At 59.5% G+C, this 16,653-nt stretch carries 13 protein-coding genes and 3 pseudogenes; 12 read left to right on the top strand and 4 right to left on the bottom strand.

What is annotated here, in order from left to right; genetic code table 11:
• Nucleotides 1-38: 38 nt before the first annotated feature.
• On the bottom strand, nucleotides 39-2,435 hold the full coding sequence (locus PMES_RS10195) for a heavy metal translocating P-type ATPase (RefSeq protein ID WP_432760099.1): 2,397 nt from the start codon (nucleotides 2,433-2,435) through the stop codon (nucleotides 39-41).
• Nucleotides 2,436-2,604: 169 nt separating this feature from the next.
• Between PMES_RS10195 and PMES_RS16710 the strand changes: the two genes are divergently transcribed.
• Complete coding sequence (locus tag PMES_RS16710; RefSeq protein WP_005613342.1) at nucleotides 2,605-2,874, top strand: hypothetical protein; 270 nt, start codon at nucleotides 2,605-2,607, stop codon at nucleotides 2,872-2,874.
• 39 nt (nucleotides 2,875-2,913) lie between these two features.
• Here PMES_RS16710 and PMES_RS10185 read toward each other — a convergent pair whose 3' ends face one another.
• Complete coding sequence (locus PMES_RS10185; RefSeq protein WP_005613343.1) at nucleotides 2,914-3,579, bottom strand: L,D-transpeptidase; 666 nt, start codon at nucleotides 3,577-3,579, stop codon at nucleotides 2,914-2,916.
• Between the two features lie 202 nt (nucleotides 3,580-3,781).
• Complete coding sequence (locus PMES_RS10180; protein ID WP_159965607.1) at nucleotides 3,782-4,849, bottom strand: hypothetical protein; 1,068 nt, start codon at nucleotides 4,847-4,849, stop codon at nucleotides 3,782-3,784.
• A 226-nt stretch (nucleotides 4,850-5,075) separates the two neighbouring features.
• On the opposite strand from PMES_RS10180, the pseudogene PMES_RS10175 reads away from it, so the two are divergent.
• The 4 genes and pseudogenes from PMES_RS10175 to repC all read left to right on the top strand — a co-directional run bounded on the left by PMES_RS10175 (nucleotide 5,076) and on the right by repC (nucleotide 9,701).
• A pseudogene (locus tag PMES_RS10175) lies at nucleotides 5,076-5,898 on the top strand (recombinase family protein).
• Nucleotides 5,899-6,239: 341 nt separating this feature from the next.
• The gene (gene repA, locus PMES_RS10170; protein ID WP_009807965.1) at nucleotides 6,240-7,439 is read left to right on the top strand and encodes a plasmid partitioning protein RepA; all 1,200 of its coding nucleotides are present in this window, start codon (nucleotides 6,240-6,242) and stop codon (nucleotides 7,437-7,439) included.
• Nucleotides 7,439-8,407, top strand: a complete 969-nt coding sequence (gene repB, locus PMES_RS10165; RefSeq protein ID WP_024099295.1) for a plasmid partitioning protein RepB — start codon at nucleotides 7,439-7,441, stop codon at nucleotides 8,405-8,407. The genes repA and repB overlap by 1 nt, the downstream gene beginning before the upstream one ends.
• A gap of 238 nt (nucleotides 8,408-8,645) precedes the next feature.
• Nucleotides 8,646-9,701, top strand: a complete 1,056-nt coding sequence (gene repC / locus PMES_RS10160; RefSeq protein WP_159965606.1) for a plasmid replication protein RepC — start codon at nucleotides 8,646-8,648, stop codon at nucleotides 9,699-9,701.
• A gap of 212 nt (nucleotides 9,702-9,913) precedes the next feature.
• On the opposite strand, the gene PMES_RS10155 is transcribed toward repC, so the two are convergent.
• Complete coding sequence (locus tag PMES_RS10155) at nucleotides 9,914-11,116, bottom strand: Fic family protein (RefSeq protein WP_159965605.1); 1,203 nt, start codon at nucleotides 11,114-11,116, stop codon at nucleotides 9,914-9,916.
• A gap of 278 nt (nucleotides 11,117-11,394) precedes the next feature.
• Here PMES_RS10155 and PMES_RS10145 point away from each other — a divergent pair, with 278 nt between their 5' ends.
• From PMES_RS10145 to PMES_RS10115, 7 genes and pseudogenes are all read left to right on the top strand, one after another.
• The gene (locus PMES_RS10145) at nucleotides 11,395-11,880 is read left to right on the top strand and encodes a hypothetical protein (RefSeq protein ID WP_159965603.1); all 486 of its coding nucleotides are present in this window, start codon (nucleotides 11,395-11,397) and stop codon (nucleotides 11,878-11,880) included.
• 40 nt (nucleotides 11,881-11,920) lie between these two features.
• Nucleotides 11,921-12,767, top strand: a pseudogene (locus PMES_RS10140) (ArdC family protein).
• Nucleotides 12,768-12,790: 23 nt separating this feature from the next.
• Nucleotides 12,791-13,000 (top strand): DUF6330 family protein, encoded by a 210-nt coding sequence (locus tag PMES_RS10135; protein ID WP_040182663.1) that lies wholly within the window; start codon nucleotides 12,791-12,793, stop codon nucleotides 12,998-13,000.
• An 86-nt stretch (nucleotides 13,001-13,086) separates the two neighbouring features.
• Nucleotides 13,087-13,476, top strand: coding sequence for a DUF3768 domain-containing protein (locus PMES_RS10130; RefSeq protein ID WP_159965602.1), 390 nt, complete (start codon nucleotides 13,087-13,089; stop codon nucleotides 13,474-13,476).
• A gap of 154 nt (nucleotides 13,477-13,630) precedes the next feature.
• Nucleotides 13,631-15,613 carry a ParB/RepB/Spo0J family partition protein gene (locus PMES_RS10125; protein ID WP_159965601.1) on the top strand — a complete coding sequence of 661 codons (1,983 nt, stop codon included), beginning with the start codon at nucleotides 13,631-13,633 and terminating at the stop codon, nucleotides 15,611-15,613.
• Between the two features lie 76 nt (nucleotides 15,614-15,689).
• Entirely contained in the window at nucleotides 15,690-16,283 is a 594-nt protein-coding gene (locus PMES_RS10120; RefSeq protein WP_159965600.1) for a regulator, read from the top strand.
• Nucleotides 16,284-16,385: 102 nt separating this feature from the next.
• Nucleotides 16,386-16,574, top strand: a pseudogene (locus PMES_RS10115) (DUF6927 domain-containing protein); the annotation flags it as partial.
• Nucleotides 16,575-16,653: the final 79 nt, after the last annotated feature.

Below are 16,653 nucleotides of genomic sequence, written 5' to 3'. Positions count from 1 at the left end.
TGGTTGATGTCAGACGTTACTCTACCGAAACCGCCGGATCAATGACCGTGCGCCAGTGCTCCTTTCGCCATCTGCTCGCCCACCGGTTCTCCGCCTGAAGGCCCGGCCTCAACCTGATGGCCGTTCAGGAGCCGAAGTGCGTTGGCGACCACCAGCAGAGACACGCCTACATCCGCAGCAATGGCGCCCCACATTGAGGCCATACCGAACGCGGTCAGCCCGACGAACAGCGCCTTGGTCGCCAGCGATATGCCGATATTCTGGTGGATGATCGTCATGGCACGGCGCGAATGGCCGATAAGCCAGGGTACCTTGCCGATGTCGTCGGTCATCAGCGCGATGTCGGCCGTCTCGATCGCGGCATCCGATCCGACAGCGCCCATGGCGATGGCATAATGCGCCCGCGCCATGGCCGGTGCGTCATTCACACCGTCGCCGATCATCGCCACCATGTCGTGGCTTTCGACGAGTTCCTCAATGGCCGTCACCTTGTCTTCTGGCAAAAGTTCGGCGCGCACCTCGTCGATGCCGACTTCGGCTGCCACCGCGCGCGCGGTGCGTTCGTTGTCGCCCGTCAACATCACGATGGTCTTCACACCCTGCGCATGCAGACGCGCAACGATCCCCTTTGCATCTGGGCGGATGCGGTCGCGAAGCTCCAGTACGCCGGTCACGCCGGTCTCGTCACCCACGGCAACGAGGGTGCTCCCTGCCCCTTCGATCCGATCCCGCAGATCCGCCGGAATGGCATTGCCGAACCCCTTCTCTTCGGCGAAGCGATCCGAGCCGAGCCAGATAGCGCGCCCGTCGGCGCGTCCTTCCAGACCGCGCCCGGGCACGGTACGGGTGTCCTCTGCGGCAGACACGGAAACACCATCGGCTTCGGCGCGCGAGAGGATGGCGCGTGCCAGCGGGTGTGAAGACCGCGCCTCCAGGCTTGCTGCCAGCGCCATGAGATCGCGTGCGGAAACGCCGACCAGTGGGTGAACCGCCGCCACCTCAGGCTCGCCCATGGTGATCGTCCCGGTCTTGTCCATCGCCAGTGCCGTGGTCCGCCCCGGCGCCTCGACATAGGCGCCGCCCTTGATGAGCACCCCCGCCCGTGCCGACGCGGTCAGCGCTGCCACGATGGAGACCGGCGTAGAAATGACCAGCGCGCAAGGACATGCGATGACCAGAAGGACCAGAGCATTGTAGAACCAGTAGTCCCAGGCGCCGCCGAGCAGCAGTGGCGGCACCAGCGCGATGGCGATCGCCAAAGCCATCACGATGGGTGTGTAGATGCGCGCGAACTTGGCCACCCACTGTTCGACCGGCGCGCGGCGGGCATGGGCATCGCCCACCATGCGAATGATTTTCGCCAGCACCGTGTCCGAGGCGGCTTTGGTCGCCCGCACCGTCAGTGTGCCCTCGCCGTTGATAGTGCCGGCATAGACCTCGTCGCCGGGCTCCTTGGGCACCAGTGCGCTTTCGCCGGTAATAGGAGCCTGATCGACGGCCCCTGCCCCGTCCACGACTTCACCGTCGAGAGGGATCCGGTCGCCGCCGCGCACGATAAACCTTGCATTGACTGCCACGGCAGCGGCCGGAACGTCGGCTTCCGATCCGTCGTCGTAAAGAACCCGAGCCGTAGGCGGCGCGAGGTCGAGGAGAGATGAAACCGCGTTGCGTGCGCGACCGACACTCCAGCTCTCAAGATAGAGCGACAAAGAGAAGAAAAACGCGACCGTCGCGGCCTCGAAGAATTCGCCGAGCCCGATGGCTCCTGCAACGGCCACCACCATAAGTAGGTTCATGTCTGGCGAAAGTCGCCGCGCCGAAGACCATGCCTTGGGCGCAACCAGCCAGACCCCAAAGAGGATCGCGACGGCGAAGATCCCTGCTTCCGCCATAGGCATAGGCACCTCGCCATGCCCCGCAAAGAGCCCGAGCGCGCCGCCCATGCCGGTCTCGACAATGTGAAAAAGGAATCCCGCCGCCCAGAAGCCGCCGCTCAACGAGGTAAAGCGCTTCTGACGTGCCAGATGCGCGGCCTGATCCTCTGCTGCGTTGTCGGCGTCCCACGGTTTTGTGCTCATGCCGGTACTCGCGACCAGTTGCGAAACCTCGTTGTCCGAAATTCCGACTGCGGTATCCAGAATCGTCATCCGACCATTGATGACATCGAACGCCAGATGCTCAGTCCCGCCGACTTTTGGACCGACCACCCTATTCAGAATTGCCACCTCTTCGGCACAATCTAGACCGGAAACTTGAAAACTTCGCCCATTCGAGGGGATGGATTGTGCCGGTCCCGTGTTGGCTCCAGCACCGCAGCACGCAGCACCTTTTCCATGAGAGTGGGGAACTACGCTCGCATGTTTGTGATCATCACCATGATCGTGACTGCAGTCAGAGCTGTGCTTGTGGTCGTGGCGGTGGCCATTGGAAGACATGGGATTGACCTCGGGATTCGTTCATTCCACATTGAGATAGCCCCTACAGTAACTAGAGCTTCAAGAGCAAAAACAGAAACTTGGTCAAATAAGGACACAGACCTGCGGAACCTTGAAACGCGCCGCTAAGTCTGAGGACGCGGCTGACCTGCCAAAGAGTGAGATAGATATGCTTCAAAAATATGCGGTGATCATGGTTGCAACATTGGCCCTGGCTGGCTGCGCGGTGCCTTCTAAGGAAGACAACGATCCATTCAGGATCGGAAATGTTCCAGAATCTGTCGCAGCCCTCGCTGCACCCGACCAGGATCTCATCACGGCACGGCTACGTCCCGAAGATAATTGCTATTGGTATGCCCATAGTGGGCCGGTGGAAACGACCTTGGTCCCGTTGCGATCGGCAGGCGGCAATCCCATCTGCGTCGCGCGCCAATCCTGATTGACGCGTCCAAGCGTCGGATTGACGGCGCGGCTTGGGTCAACTCTGCGGAGTCACGCTGTCCTCGGCCGAATATAGGAACGCCGTCGAGCCAATCTCCACATTCGGATACAGATCGTTTATGTGCGCCATGACCATCCGGACGCAACCGGAACTGGCTCGGCCGCCGATGCTTCGCGGCTGTGGTGTACCGTGGATGCGCAGATAGGTGTCTCGGTCCCCGACATAGAGATAAAGCGCCCGTGACCCGAGCGCGTTCTCAGGTCCGGGTTCCATACCGTCAGCGATGTCGGCGTAGAGCTCCGGGTCGCGGTCAATCATGTTCTGTGTTGGCTGCCAATGCGGCCACCTGACCTTGCGCTTGATCGTGTAGACGCCTGGCTCATAAAGTTTGCCACGAGCAATCGCTACGCCATAGCGCATCGCCGTGCCGCCTTCCTCGATATGGTAAAGATAGCGCGCGACAGCATCGACATGGATGTCACCGGCCACAAGACCATCTTTAGTTATAACCCGCTGCGGCAGAAAGCGCGGGTGCAGGCCCCACGGGTTTGATGTGGCTGGGTTATAGCCCGGCGGTGTAATCTGTGCATCCCAAGCCGCCTTTTCCGCTTCAGTGGGCCAGGTGTCAGCGAGGAGCGGACTCGAGATAGACGCCGAGAACAATGCGGCAGTCGTCTGGATGAAGTGTCGTCTTGTCAGCATGTATCGTGCTCCGCGCAGTTTCTAATTTGGTGCTGGATCTGTCAGATCAATTTCTTTCATGCTAAAACGTCTAGCCACTAGAGGTTCAAGGGTTAAATTTTCACTTAACCGCGAGAAGCAGAGAATAGAATAGCGATTTCAATGCTAGACGTTCACGCGCCAACTGGGTCAGCAAAGGGCTAAATCTGAAAAGGCTTCTCTACTATATCGTTGCGCGCCACATCCGATAGCGCCCCTGCCCGGTCACCTCACGGATCAGACCCCGCGCTTCCAACCAGCTAAGGTTACGTTGAACAGCGGCGCGGCTGGCGCCAGTCAAGATCTCGGTCATCGGTGCAGAGACGAGTGGCCACTCGATCAGTACAGCGCGAAGAGCAGGTGGCGTCTTGCCCGAGAGCGGCGCCATTTCGGTGTCTGCGCGCATAGCCCATGCCTCTATGTCGTCTAGGTGCCGCATCGCGCTCAGGGATGCTATCATCATCCCATCGAGCCAACGCGACAGACGGTCAGCGGGTGGGCCGCCAGCGCGCAGCCCCCCTGATCCGCCCATGGCCAGAGGTACAAAGACCGCCCCCCTTCCCGCACCGGCCGCAATCCTTGCGGCTGTGACTGCCGCCTCCATCCCGTCTCCGTGCTGTCCGAGACCCGCGAGGTTCCAGAGGTGGAAGCCCATGCAGGCGCGGCTGATCGGATGCAGATCGACAGCTCTCGCCATCAGATCCAGCCACCCGCTCGCACGATTCATGAAAGGTTCGGCATCATCACCAAGGTTCTCGGGGTCGCGGCAGTCGAGAAAGGCGGAAAGGTCCACCTCGGGCCCCGGCCCGCCGCTCAAACGGCGAACTGCCCATCCGACGCGCGCGAGTGCTGCGGTGTCCTCCTGAACGCCTGATAGGCGCATGGATATCCAAAGAGCAAGGCGATCCGGGCCGATATGATCACCCACAAACCAGCTGAGGTCAGCTGCCTCGATCAGTGCAAGCCTGTGTCGCCATCCTTCGGGGCCGCGCTTCAGGCGGTCGTGCAGCGCGCCGACGCGACCAGCTACACTGGCAAGACGCGCGGCGAGGCCCGCCTCTGCTTTCCGCCAGTCATCAAGGACCTCGGTTTCACGCGGTTCGGTCCGTGGTCCGGGTGGCAGATAATCCGGCTCTTCTTCCATCGGACCGGGCAGGAACCAAAGATCCTCCTCTGACGACTGTCCCACCTCTTCAGCGTCGAGGAAGAGAGCATCAAAATCATCATGTAATGTAGGCGCTTGAGGCTTCATATGTGCAAAATACTAGAATTTTGCACTTTACTAAAGGGTTTTGTCAGAGTGCGACCACGCTCTTTATATGGTACGCGCGGGCGATGGTCGGCGAGGGCTCTCACATCGCGCTCAGCCTATGGAAACCAAGGGCTTTCCGCTGAACCAGGCCACAGAGAGCATCCTTGCATCCGTTTACAAACGGTCGTTTATTGGTGATATGTGAAACTGCAAACGGCCTATTTTGATGCCTCTGATCGGCTATGCGCGCGTCTCGACCGAGGATCAGACCCCCCTGTCCCAGTCTGAGGCTCTGCAAACTGCGGGATGCGTCGAGATCTTCGAAGAGCACGCCTCAGGCGGCAATCGTGCCCGGCCGGTGCTTGCCCGCTTGCTGGAGCGCATTAGCAAGGGCGACACGCTGGTTGTCGTACGGATCGACCGGCTCGCACGGTCTCTGTCGCACCTTCTCGAGGTGATCGAACGGTTGGAGGTCAAGGGGGCGTTCTTTCGTTCCATTCAGGACCCGATCGACACCGGATCCCCGCAAGGCAAGTTCACGCTGCAGGTTCTGGGCGCCGCGGCCGAGTTCGAGCGGGCGCTGATCCGGGAACGTACCAAAGCAGGGCTGGCGAGCGCCCGTACCAAGGGCCGGGTCGGCGGGAACCCTGGACTGCGGGCCAAAGACCCTGCTGCTCTTCGCAAAGTACGGCTGGCGCGACAAGGTGGTGCGCATCATCAACGGCCCCTTGCCCGAGGCGCGTCGCTGGACCCAAAGCCGTCTCTTGCGCGCTGTGAAGGCCTATGTCGGCGACGGCTTCCTGCCGGCCGAGGTGCTAGCCCGCGCCGGGCGCCGCGAAACCGACGACCGTCTGCCCGCCATCGTCGCCGGCATCAAGGGCGCGGACCCCGACATCACGCTTCAGGCGATCTGCACCCGGCTGGAAGCGATGCGCGAACGCACGCCTCATGGCCGAACAAGATGGCAGCCGTCTTCGGTGAAAATGCTGTTGGAGCGGGCGGAACGACTTGGCCTCATGCCGTACGAATCGAGCCAAAATCAGATGTAGCTTCTGACCCGAATCCAAAAAATTTCACCGGGAGAAAACTCCGCAGGAGGCAGAAAGTGCCATTAGTTGCTTGGGGTTAGCTGCTAATGTGCCAACTCAACAGAGTAGCGGCTCGATTTGGTTAGATCTGCATTTAATATCTCTATATCAATGACTTGCTGAGTTTTTTACACGACAACACCTATAGGTGTTGTGGATAACTCTCACACTACATTTAGATTCTTCTTGCCGGACTCACTGGATCGTGGCATTCCCATTCTGACGGCAAAACGCGTCAGACACGCTGTACACCGTCAGAATGACTAAGAGCCTCAACAGAGGCCGAGAGTGGGCGGCAGGACATGGATGATCGTAACATTGGATACACGCAAGGCATAGGCTCTTCCGATATCGGAGCATTTGCCGACAATCTGGCTGAGTCTTTGGATCGCCAGATGAAGATCGCTTTTGAACCCGAAGAACGAAAGTCCCTACGTCGCTTCAGTTCCACCGAAGTCGCCGGCCTCCTGCGCGTAAGCACATCTAACCTGCGCAACCGGCACAAGGACGGCAGCTTCCCGGAAGTGCATACAGACAACCGCGGACACCGGTTCTACACAGCCCAAGAGATTGATGAGTTGCGCGATGTTCTTGGACGCACTGGAAAGAACGCAGAAAGCTACCGCCCAGGTCGACGTGATGGCGATCGTCTCCAGGTGATATCCGTCGTCAACTTCAAAGGCGGCTCATCAAAGACTACTGCAACGATTCATCTTGCGCAAAGGTATGCCTTGCGCGGTTACCGCGTGCTGGTCCTAGACCTCGATCCGCAAGCAAGTTTGACCACGTTTTTCGGCTTTCGGCCCGAGCTTGAGTTCGCCGATGGCGGCACAATCTATGATGCTTTGAGATATGAGGACCAAGTTCCTCTCTCGAACGTCATCCAAAAGACCTACTTCCATAAGCTCGACATGGTGCCCGCCGGTTTGATGCTCTCGGAGTACGAAACCGAGACCGCAAACGCTCTCGCCCGTCGCGTACAGCCCATCTTTGCAGAGCGCCTCGCCTTGGCGCTTGAAGAGGTTGAGGCAAACTACGACATCGTCCTGATCGACTGCCCGCCTCAGCTTGGGTTTCTAACCCTGACTGCGCTGGCAGCCTCGACTGGGCTTTTGGTTACCGTGGTACCTGGCATGCTTGACATCGCATCTATGAGCCAATTCCTGAAGCTTGCTTCAGAAACGGTCAAGGCCGTGGAGGAAGCCATCGGTCGGCGTGTCACATGGGATTTTGTCAAGTTCCTGATTACCAGATATGAACCGTCGGACGGTCCGCAGACCCAAATGGCAGGCTACCTGAGATCAATTCTGGCAGGTCAGGTCATGACAGAGCCAATGCTGAAGTCTACGGCGATCTCCGACGCGGGGATGACCCAGCAGACCGTCTACGAAGTCGATCCAAGCCAATTCATCAGAAAGACAATTGATCGCGCCCTGACCAGCGTGAATGGCGTTGGCGATGAGCTAGAGCAGACGATCCAAATGGCATGGGGGCGTCGCTGATGGCCCGAAACATCTTCAACCAGCCTCCAAGGAATGAGACGGAGAGCGGAGCCCCCTCCCCTACCCCGCCAAAAGCGGCAAAGCTGCCGGGATCTGTTGGAGGATTGCGCGACTCTTTGCGCGAGATCACAGCAAACTCGATTCGCGATATCGAACCCGATCAGATTGACATGGATGGGCTGCGCGATCGGTTGGTGCTGGAAGATTCCAGTATCGATGAGTTGGCCGAGAGCATTCGCAAGCATGGCCAACAAGTGCCCATCATGGTCCGTCCATCTGCCCAACCGGACAGATACCGCATCATCTACGGCCGCCGCAGGCTTGCGGCGATCCGTAAGGTCGGTGGAACGGTCAAGGCAATTGTTCGAACCTTGGACGATGACGCATCTCTGATCGCTCAAGGCCAGGAGAACAACCTCAGGCTTGATCCGTCTTTTATAGAAAAGTCTCTTTTTATCAAAGAGATGCAAGAATCCGGGTACAAACCCGGTGTCATTCAAGATGCTCTAGGTCTGACCCGGCAAGGCGTATCCAACCACAGGGTCGTCATAGAACAACTGCCAGACGGTCTTGTTCAACTCATCGGGCCAGCACATGGGATCGGACGACGGCAGTGGGGTGATCTAGCTGCCTTGTCGGTGAAGGTAGATTTGGTGGACATCGCCAAAGAGGCGCTCGCCGCCCTGCCCGACGACACTCCTAGTTCCGAAAAGTTCCAAGCGGTCTATTCGGCTTGCTCGAGCAAAGCACGTAGCGACAAGAAGCCGCCCAATCGTGGGCTGACTTCGGTCATCAATGATGAGAATGGCAGTTCATTGGGCACGCTGACAATCGATGAGAAGGCGATCGCGCTCAAGGTCACCAAGAAGGACAATCCAGAATTCGGCCAATGGCTCGAAGAGCACGCGGAAGCTACGCTTTTGCAACTCTTCGTACAGTGGCGGAATGAGAGAGGCTCTGGGTCCTAACCCAGGCCACACAGAGCAACACGAGCAGAGGAGAAAAGCGAAGACCCGAAAGAAAAGAGCCCCCCAAAGTTTCCCCTGGAGAGCCCTCATCATCTGATTAGCATCTTTGATGTAGCAACCTCCAGCATACCGGTCAAGAGTCACCGATTCGGTGGACTGATATTTTTTGCCTTTTTCCGCGAAAATTCGAGGAAAGAGACGGGGAAGTTGGGGGCCGAACGGTCGTCGTGAACAAGCCATGGCATTTACAAAACTCTCGATCGAAGCCGCAGGTGCTGATGCAACCCGCGGCTCATTTCCCCCATCTGAAACCGACGTCTGGACCATCTTCAGAGCCCTGAGAGATGCACGCAGCGTGTTTGGTCTACGTCCTGGCCACATACAGACACTTCAAGCAATGCTCAGTTTTCTGAAACCTGGCCATGGCGAAACGGTTTTTGCGTCTAACAATTCACTTTGCCAGCGCGTTGGCGGAATCGACGAACGGACACTCCGGAGGCACATCAACCGCTTCGTTGAACTCGGATTCATCGAGCGCAATGACAGCTCGAACCGAAAGCGCTACCGCGTTCGCTCATCCGGCGGGGAGTGCATCAGTTATGGATTGTCTCTCACCCCCCTGCTCCAACGTGCGAGCGAGCTTATAGCCATCGCGCAAGAGATGGAGAATAACCGGCGAGATCGAATATTTGTCCGCAAACAGATCCTTACAAAGCTCGCCCATTTGGAAGAGCACGATCCTAGCAACACATTCATCAACCACGCACGGAAAGCTCTACGCAGGAAGCTGAGCCTCCCCGAATACCACGCTCTGCTCGCCAATACAGATGCAGAATGCCAGAGTTTGTCTACCCCGGATGACCCGCCTGAAACTATGGAATTGCCCGCCAATGACGGACAAACTGTCCGGCATCAATCTAAGTCTGAAGAAGAAAAAAAAGATTTAGATAGCAACATAGGCCTTGAGGCCCTGAAACCAGACTTGCTGACCTCAGTCTGCGATCAGGCGACATCGTTCTCCACAGAGAGACTTAGAAACTGGTTGGACATTGAAAACCATGCTCGAACACTTGCACCCATGATGGGCATTCACCCAGAGACTTTCGAGAAAGCCAAGAATGCTGTAGGAGCTCAGAAAGCGTCATGCGCGATCTTCATCATGCTACATCTTGGAAAACGCATCAGGGATTTTGGAGCGTATTTTCACAGTATCACCCTGGGTCAAAGGCAAAACCAATTTGATCCATTAGCTTTGATCAAGCGACTGTCCGAAAACAATGAGCGAACTGTCTAATGTCCACCGCGGTGGACTTCGAACGAGAAGCGGCGCTTGTGGCAACCAAAACTGTCCAAACGCACGTAGCGGCGCGTGGTGGTTCTTCAGTTTATCTCAGACCAGCAGATGTCCACCGCGGTGGACAAGTGACACACGAGCAAGCCTTGATGAAAATCTGGCCGCCCATGGAAGAAATCGGCGGCCAGGCATTACACCCTAAATGCCTAAAGTTATTGTGGGAGGTCACCGTCTCCAAAGAGGTTTGGAAAGAGCCGCTCTCGATAATCCAACGGAAACGCCAACCGAACCGGCGTCTTCGGCGAGGCGGACGTCATGTATCCGGCGGCGGTCAGTTTACTCAGCGTGTTGCGAGCAGTACGCTCGGACGTCTTGAGCACAATCTGCGCATCGCCTCGTTCCAGTGCCCCATGCCGAAGAACCGCCGAGATTAGTTCCGGCGCTCGCTTGTCATCGATGGTATCTGCAACAAGACGACGATACCGTTGGTCAAGACCGCCGAGATCGAACAATCTTGCTGAGAAGGTGATCTGGTCGAGCGTCACCTTTAGGAACCATTCACTAAACGTCTTCAGTGCCGCTTCTGACAGGTTCCCCCGTCCGTCGCGGTCTCCGCGGCGTGGACTGTCGGCCAGATCCATCATCCGTTTGTACTCGCCCCGATCGGTTAGCCCGCGGGCCAGCCCACGTGATACGGACCAGAGCCCTTGGCCACCAATCCCCGCTGTGAGGGCCATGGCATGAGACATCAGTCTGCTGACACGGCCGTTACCATCCGGGAAAGGGTGGATGTAGTTGAGCCGGTGATGCGCAGAGGCGATCGCGATGATCCGTCCGCTCGAAGACCGCGCCGCAATCTGAAATCGTTTGTCGAAATGGTCCATGAATGCCGCGACGCGCGACGATGAAGGAGGTAGGTGGCGCCCAACCGCAACTTCCCGATCATCATCCTGCCGCATGCGTCCCGGAACGATGGGCTCTTGTGTGCCGTCGGGATGTTCGATGACCCGAAACTCTTCCGGCATCTCGTCGTAGAAGCTCTTATGGACCCAAGTCAGGAATTCGACGGATGTGGGGCGGGGCAGGGTGCCCTTGCGATGCATCTCGTCGATGGCCCGTTGAACGATGACGTGCGCCCGGGCCTCAAGGGCGAGGGGACGGGTTTCTTCCTCAAGCTCGGCACCAGCCAGCGCCCTTTCGATGTCGCGGGGGCGCGTGTTGTGTCCTTCGATCAGGTTGGAGTAGTAGCAGTTCATCACACGGACGAGATCGGCAAGTTCGGCTGCGCTGTCAGGATGCAACCCTTGTCCCAGCCCGCTGGCTTCCCTCTGGATGTCGACCGAAAGGTCTGCCAGTTCTGTGGGAATATGCTCCTCGAAGAAGCAGGGTTCGATCCTGGCGGGTGTTTCCAGCATTTTTGCCGATCTTCCATGTTTGCAAAGTAATTGAAAAATAAACACATTTCGTACTTTCAAGCAAGGTTTTGCCGATATGCGTTGCCGATCTTGCCTGCCGATCTGGAATTGCTGCATGAAATCAATGGCTTCGGCAGAAGGGCCGGGCTTTTCGGTTTTGTTGTGTGCCCAAAGGGGCCGGAAAAAGAGAAAGTGTTCTTCGGGTATTGTGACTGACGGATGAGGGCCTTTGGGGTCCCTCAGATGGGTCCGGGCCGGGTTCCGGTCTGCCGTTCCGGATGAAGGGCATTCCTATGCAATCAGGTGTCTTGCGCGTGCTCCGCGCAACCGCCGCCTCCTGGTGGCGGCATAGAGAGCTGCGCCGAACTGGCCAGACGGCGCTGGCACAGCGGCTCGAACGCCAGACCGTCCTGCGTGATCTCGGCTATCTGAAGCAGGCGGCGTCATTGCCAAACGCGCATGTGATCTGCGGGGAGGGTGGGACATTCCTCCATCTCGGTTGGACCACCGTGTCGACCTTCGCGCCGATCGAGCGCTTTCCCTTGGCCGCCCTCGCGGTCGCACGAGGAACGCCGTTCATCGATATCCGATCCGTCACCGATGTCACCGCCTTCGCGAACTTGCCGTGCGTGGCGCGGGACGGATCGGTCGACCCTGACCCTTGCGGTCCTGGCAGGTCCGTCTCGCTGACCACCTACATCGACATGGTCGAAGCCCTCGGTGCCAAGATCGCCAACGATCCGCGCCCCCGCCAGTCAACCTGATCACCATTCCCTCTCACCAACACTCGAAAGGAGGCCAGCCATGGCCCGATCCCGCACGCCCAAATTCGATGCCTCCGAGGTCATCACAAACGAAATCATCCGCATCATCGAGCGCGGCGTCCTGCCGTGGCGCAAGCCATGGACCGCAGGTGGCAGCTCTCGTCCCCTGCGCGTGGGCGGAGAACCCTACCAAGGGGTGAACAACTTCCTGCTGACGATGCGGGCCGTGATGGCGGGCCACAGCTCTCCCTTCTGGATGACGCTGCCGCAAGCCAATGCGTTGGACGCAAAGGTCCGCAAGGGCGAGAAGTCCTCTGTCGTCGTTTATTACGGTCAAAGCCGGAAAGACGCGGGCGCATATGAGCATGACCGCAGCGACGGGGATGATCACTCCGAGGAAGCCCGTATATTCCGCTTCCAGAAATCCTACCGCGTGTTCAATGCCTGCCAGATTGAGGGCTTGCCCGACAGCTTCTTTCCGGACCCGGAGCCCGTGCCCGAGCATCCGCGGTCCGAGCCAATCCCGCACATGCAGGCGTTTTTCGATGCCATCAACATCACGACCGTCTTCACGGGCACGGAGGCGTACTATTTGCCGCCCGTGGACAAGGTCTACATGCCGTCCATCACGCGGTTCCAGGACCCGCGCAATTTCTACGGGGTCTGGGCCCATGAGCTGGCCCATGTCGGTGTTCCTGGGTCAGACGCTCGGCTTCACGGCGCATACGCTCGAGATGAATGCCGCCTACCTCCACAACTGGTTGCGCGTTCTTCGGTCGGACAAGGGTGCGATCTTCAAGCACGCCGCGGATGCGCAGCGCGCCTGTGACTATCTGATCGCACAATCTGAGGCGGGTAGGGCAGGGCGCAGTGCCGAGGCCGCCTGACCACACGGAGAACGGAGACTCGCATGTCACGCAAGGAACCCAAGACGCTGCGGGTGGCCTGCTTCGAAGACGGCCGCCGCAAGATCATCACCTTCAAACGCGGTGCCTATTGGTGGAGCCCGTCCGAGGGCGCTTACCCGCTCTCGGCGGCACTCGAGAGCATCAAGGAACAGGGCGGCTGGATCGAAACCATCCCCAACCCGAACTACAGAGCCAGAGGGCTGTTCGGGTAAGGCGCCTTCTGCTTCGGTCCTTCCGCCAAGCAGAAAAGTGAAAGCGGGCTTTGGGAAGGGTGTTTCAACTTCTCAAAGGAAATCCCATGTCCATGACCGTTCAATCCCAGCCAGACCGTCCGGATCCGACCGTGATCGCGGCGCAAAACGACGCGTTTCGCAAGCTCGCGTGCCTTGGAGTGGCGCCCGCGAAGCCCATTCAGGGCCGAATGCATGTCACCCGCTCGCTTATGGAGGCCGGTGACGGCTTCATGGCCGAGGCGGTGAAGGCCACCGGTGAGTTTGCCACGTTCGAGCCTGAGAATGATCCCGAGGGATGGCACGATTTTGGCGCGGTCGAGATCCGGGGCGAGACCGTGTTCTGGAAAATCGATCTCTATGAGGCAGATTCGGATTTCCGCTACGGGGCCGAGACCCCGGACAATCCTGCCACAACCATGCGCGTGCTGACCATCATGCTGGCGCGTGACTGGTAGGGTAGGAGGGCTTCCCAAAGTGTCGATCTGAAAACTCAAGGCCCACTGACCCCTCAAAGGGAAAGTGGGCTTTTTGTCTTGGTGATCCCTGAAGCCGGGGATTGGTCACGCGCAAGCGCGCGGGCCGCATCTCACCCACCTGGAAGGATATCCCATGACCGTAAGCTTTGCCCCTCTCACCGTCGCCATCGGCGATCTGGTCCCGCATCCAGCCAACGTGCGCAGCAACGCGCCGGAAACTTATGACCCCGAGAACATCGCGCATCTGAAGGCCAGCATCGCCGTTCTGGGCTTGCTCCAGCCTCTCCTGGTCCAGAAGCTCGACGGCAAATACGCTGTCCTCGCTGGTGGCCGACGCCATGCCGCGCTGAAGGAGCTGGTCGCAGACAAGGCCGCCAAGGGGTTCACCGCGAAAACCAAGATCGACTGCCGCCTTGTACCGGAAGACTGCGACGTCACCACGGCCCTGTCGCTGGCCGAGAACATCACCCAGGCCCCCATGAACGCGATTGACGAGTTCGAGGCTTTCGCCCGGATGATGGAGGTCGACGGCCAGACGCCCGAGACCATCGCCAAGACCTTCGGCACCACGGTGGCGGCCGTAAAAGGCCGGTTGCGTTATGGCCTTATCCACCCCGACATCCGCGCTGCGGCTCGGGGCAAGGTGATTACGCTCGACACGATGAAGGCCTTCGCCGAGCACCCGAGCCAGGAGGCGCAGCGCGAGGTTTTCGAGGCGCTCACGAAAGATGGCAGTTATCTGCAGGCCTATACCGTCCGTCAGGCGCTCAAATCCCGCGGGGTGCAGGTTAGCGACGACATCGGGGCTTTCGTGCGCGAAGACTACGAGGCACGCGGTGGCGCCGTCGCGGCTGACCTTCTTGAAGAGCATTCCGTGCTTGAGGATGCGGCGCTGGTCGAGACCATCTTGCTCGAAAAGCTCGGTGCCGCTGCCGAAGAGGCCCGTATGAGGCTGGGGTTTGCCTGGGCCGATGCGATGGTGCGCTATGACTACGCGACCATGGCCGACTATGGCCGCGTCTATCCCGGCCCGATCGAGCCGGATGAGGCTGCCCAGAAGCGCATCGATGAGATCACCGCCGAGCTTGAGAAATTGCAGCTCGAGATGGAGGATGAGGGGCTCGAGGACGGTGCCTACAACGCGCTTTACGAGCGCGTCGACGCTCTGGATGAGGAAGCGCGCGATCTGCAGGAGGCCTACAGCGCCGAGGACCTCGCACGGTCTGGGGTGATCGCCTCGTGGCAGGGTGGGCAGATCACGCTCCATGTTGGTCTCGTCCGCCCGGAAGACACCATCAAAGAGGAGGGCGCGCGCGGCTCCTCGGCTAGCCCGACCGGGGAGGAGGCCCCGGACCCGGGCGAAATCACTTATCCATCTTCACTGGCTGAGGACCTCAAGACCGAGCGAGCCATGGCGCTTGGGGCCGCGATGGCGCTGCATCCGGAGGCCACGCTTGATGTGACGCTCTTCAAGCTGGTCAGTGATGTTCTGGCCAGCGGCATGAGTGTCACGCAGGCGATCAAGATCGAGGCCCGCAAGGAATATCGCAGCCACGCCAAGATGGACGAGATCGACGAGACCTCGCTCGAGCAGGTGGCGGCGGCGCATGATGCGCTTGATCTGTCCTGGCTCGATGACGCCCGCGCGCCCGCTGATCAGTTCGCGGCGTTTCGCGCGCTGGAGGCAGGGGAGAAGGCCAAACTTGTCGCCTATGCTACGGCCAGCACCACGCAGTCCTGCTTCGCACGGGATTCTCGGCGCGACAGCCTGATGCATGCGTTCGAGATCGAGATCATGCCCGACATCCGCGCCCACTGGACGCCGAACGCGGCGCTGTTCAACCGCTTCAAGAAGGCCTGGCTCCTGAAGATCCTCGGCGAGGATCTGGGTCTCGCCCAGGAGGCGGTGACGCTGGCCTCGTCGAGCAAGAAGGAGATTGTCGCCTTCTGCGACAAGCTCTTCGCCGAACCCTTCGCCACCCTCACCGACGCGCAGCGCGCTGCCGTGGCCGCCTGGTGCCCGCCGATGATGCAGACCAACGGTGTCGCCTTTGATGAGGCGGAGCCCATCGCGGAATCTCCGGAGCCTGACAGCGAGGTCGCGCAAGCGGCCTGAGCCATCACGCGACCCGCGCGTGGGCCATGCCACCCGCGCGGGTCGACCCTTCCAAACCGAACAGAAAGACATCCCCATGGCTATTCTCAAGTTCTCTGCCTCCGCTGTTGCGGCGCAGATCGCCCATGCACGCGCCTGCAAAACCTTCTTGCCCAACTGGAACGGGCCCGTGGACAGGCCCGCCCTGATCCTCATCGTCGGCAATGGTGTGCATCTGCGCTCAAACGGCATCGATGGCACGACCACCCGTATCGTCACCACCGAGCAGGCCGATCCGTCCTTTGCTTTCGCCGATAGCATGAACCCGTTTCGGGACACCGACTGGATGGCGCAGCGCCGCATGGCGTTTCGCGATTTGACCGGCCAGTTCTACACCGACATCCTGGATGACGTGCAGGTGCTCATCGACCGGGGGCGGGGTGCGATCCGGCTCGCCACCGATGGCCACAGCATCCGCGTCTTCGTGCGCCGGGCCTCGGACTATCTCATCGGCGGGACCTACGAAGTGCCCTCGGGCCTTGGCGGCACCTTCCGGGTCATTCTCAAGGATGCCTGCGACACCTTCGCAATCGTGCAGAACTGCGGCAATTGCGAGGATTTCGACGCCATGCAGCCCTACCGCGTGCCGCTCGATGCGCTGATGGAACTCGATGACCGGAGGGTGGCGTAATGCGCCCTTTCTCAAACAAGCATCGCCAATACCCTGCCGGGCCTGCGGCCCGCTCGGGACATTGGCGACAACAGTTTCCCCAATGAGAGAAAGGACTCTGAGATGGGATGGCTCTTCTACACCGACGGCCGCGTCCAGACCTACGCGGATGAGAAAGCGGAGATTGCTCGGCTGTGCACCTTCGAGGGCGACAGGCGCAAGACGGAACTGGTCAAAGCCTGCAAGGTGGGTTCGACTTGGTATGCGGCGGCAAAGGTCACAAATATCGACGGCACCCCTGTCGAAGACAGTAAGCGTTTCCTGGCCCGCACCTTCCCAATTCTCACCTGACCTGAGATTTCGCACCTGACGGAGATTAGGGCAGGAGTTT

It is taken from the genome of Profundibacterium mesophilum KAUST100406-0324, assembly GCF_009835145.1.
Taxonomy (GTDB): Bacteria; Pseudomonadota; Alphaproteobacteria; order Rhodobacterales; family Rhodobacteraceae; genus Profundibacterium; species Profundibacterium mesophilum.
This window is presented reverse-complemented; position numbering and strand designations above follow the sequence as displayed.

Coding starts and splice junctions, on each gene's coding strand:
- PMES_RS10195 (WP_432760099.1), bottom strand. CDS start 2,435: ATGTCTTCCAATGGCCACCGCCACGACCACAAGCACAGCTCTGACTGC.
- PMES_RS16710 (WP_005613342.1), top strand. CDS start 2,605: ATGCTTCAAAAATATGCGGTGATCATGGTTGCAACATTGGCCCTGGCT.
- PMES_RS10185 (WP_005613343.1), bottom strand. CDS start 3,579: ATGCTGACAAGACGACACTTCATCCAGACGACTGCCGCATTGTTCTCG.
- PMES_RS10180 (WP_159965607.1), bottom strand. CDS start 4,849: ATGAAGCCTCAAGCGCCTACATTACATGATGATTTTGATGCTCTCTTC.
- repA (WP_009807965.1), top strand. CDS start 6,240: ATGGATGATCGTAACATTGGATACACGCAAGGCATAGGCTCTTCCGAT.
- repB (WP_024099295.1), top strand. CDS start 7,439: ATGGCCCGAAACATCTTCAACCAGCCTCCAAGGAATGAGACGGAGAGC.
- repC (WP_159965606.1), top strand. CDS start 8,646: ATGGCATTTACAAAACTCTCGATCGAAGCCGCAGGTGCTGATGCAACC.
- PMES_RS10155 (WP_159965605.1), bottom strand. CDS start 11,116: ATGCTGGAAACACCCGCCAGGATCGAACCCTGCTTCTTCGAGGAGCAT.
- PMES_RS10145 (WP_159965603.1), top strand. CDS start 11,395: ATGAAGGGCATTCCTATGCAATCAGGTGTCTTGCGCGTGCTCCGCGCA.
- PMES_RS10135 (WP_040182663.1), top strand. CDS start 12,791: ATGTCACGCAAGGAACCCAAGACGCTGCGGGTGGCCTGCTTCGAAGAC.
- PMES_RS10130 (WP_159965602.1), top strand. CDS start 13,087: ATGTCCATGACCGTTCAATCCCAGCCAGACCGTCCGGATCCGACCGTG.
- PMES_RS10125 (WP_159965601.1), top strand. CDS start 13,631: ATGACCGTAAGCTTTGCCCCTCTCACCGTCGCCATCGGCGATCTGGTC.
- PMES_RS10120 (WP_159965600.1), top strand. CDS start 15,690: ATGGCTATTCTCAAGTTCTCTGCCTCCGCTGTTGCGGCGCAGATCGCC.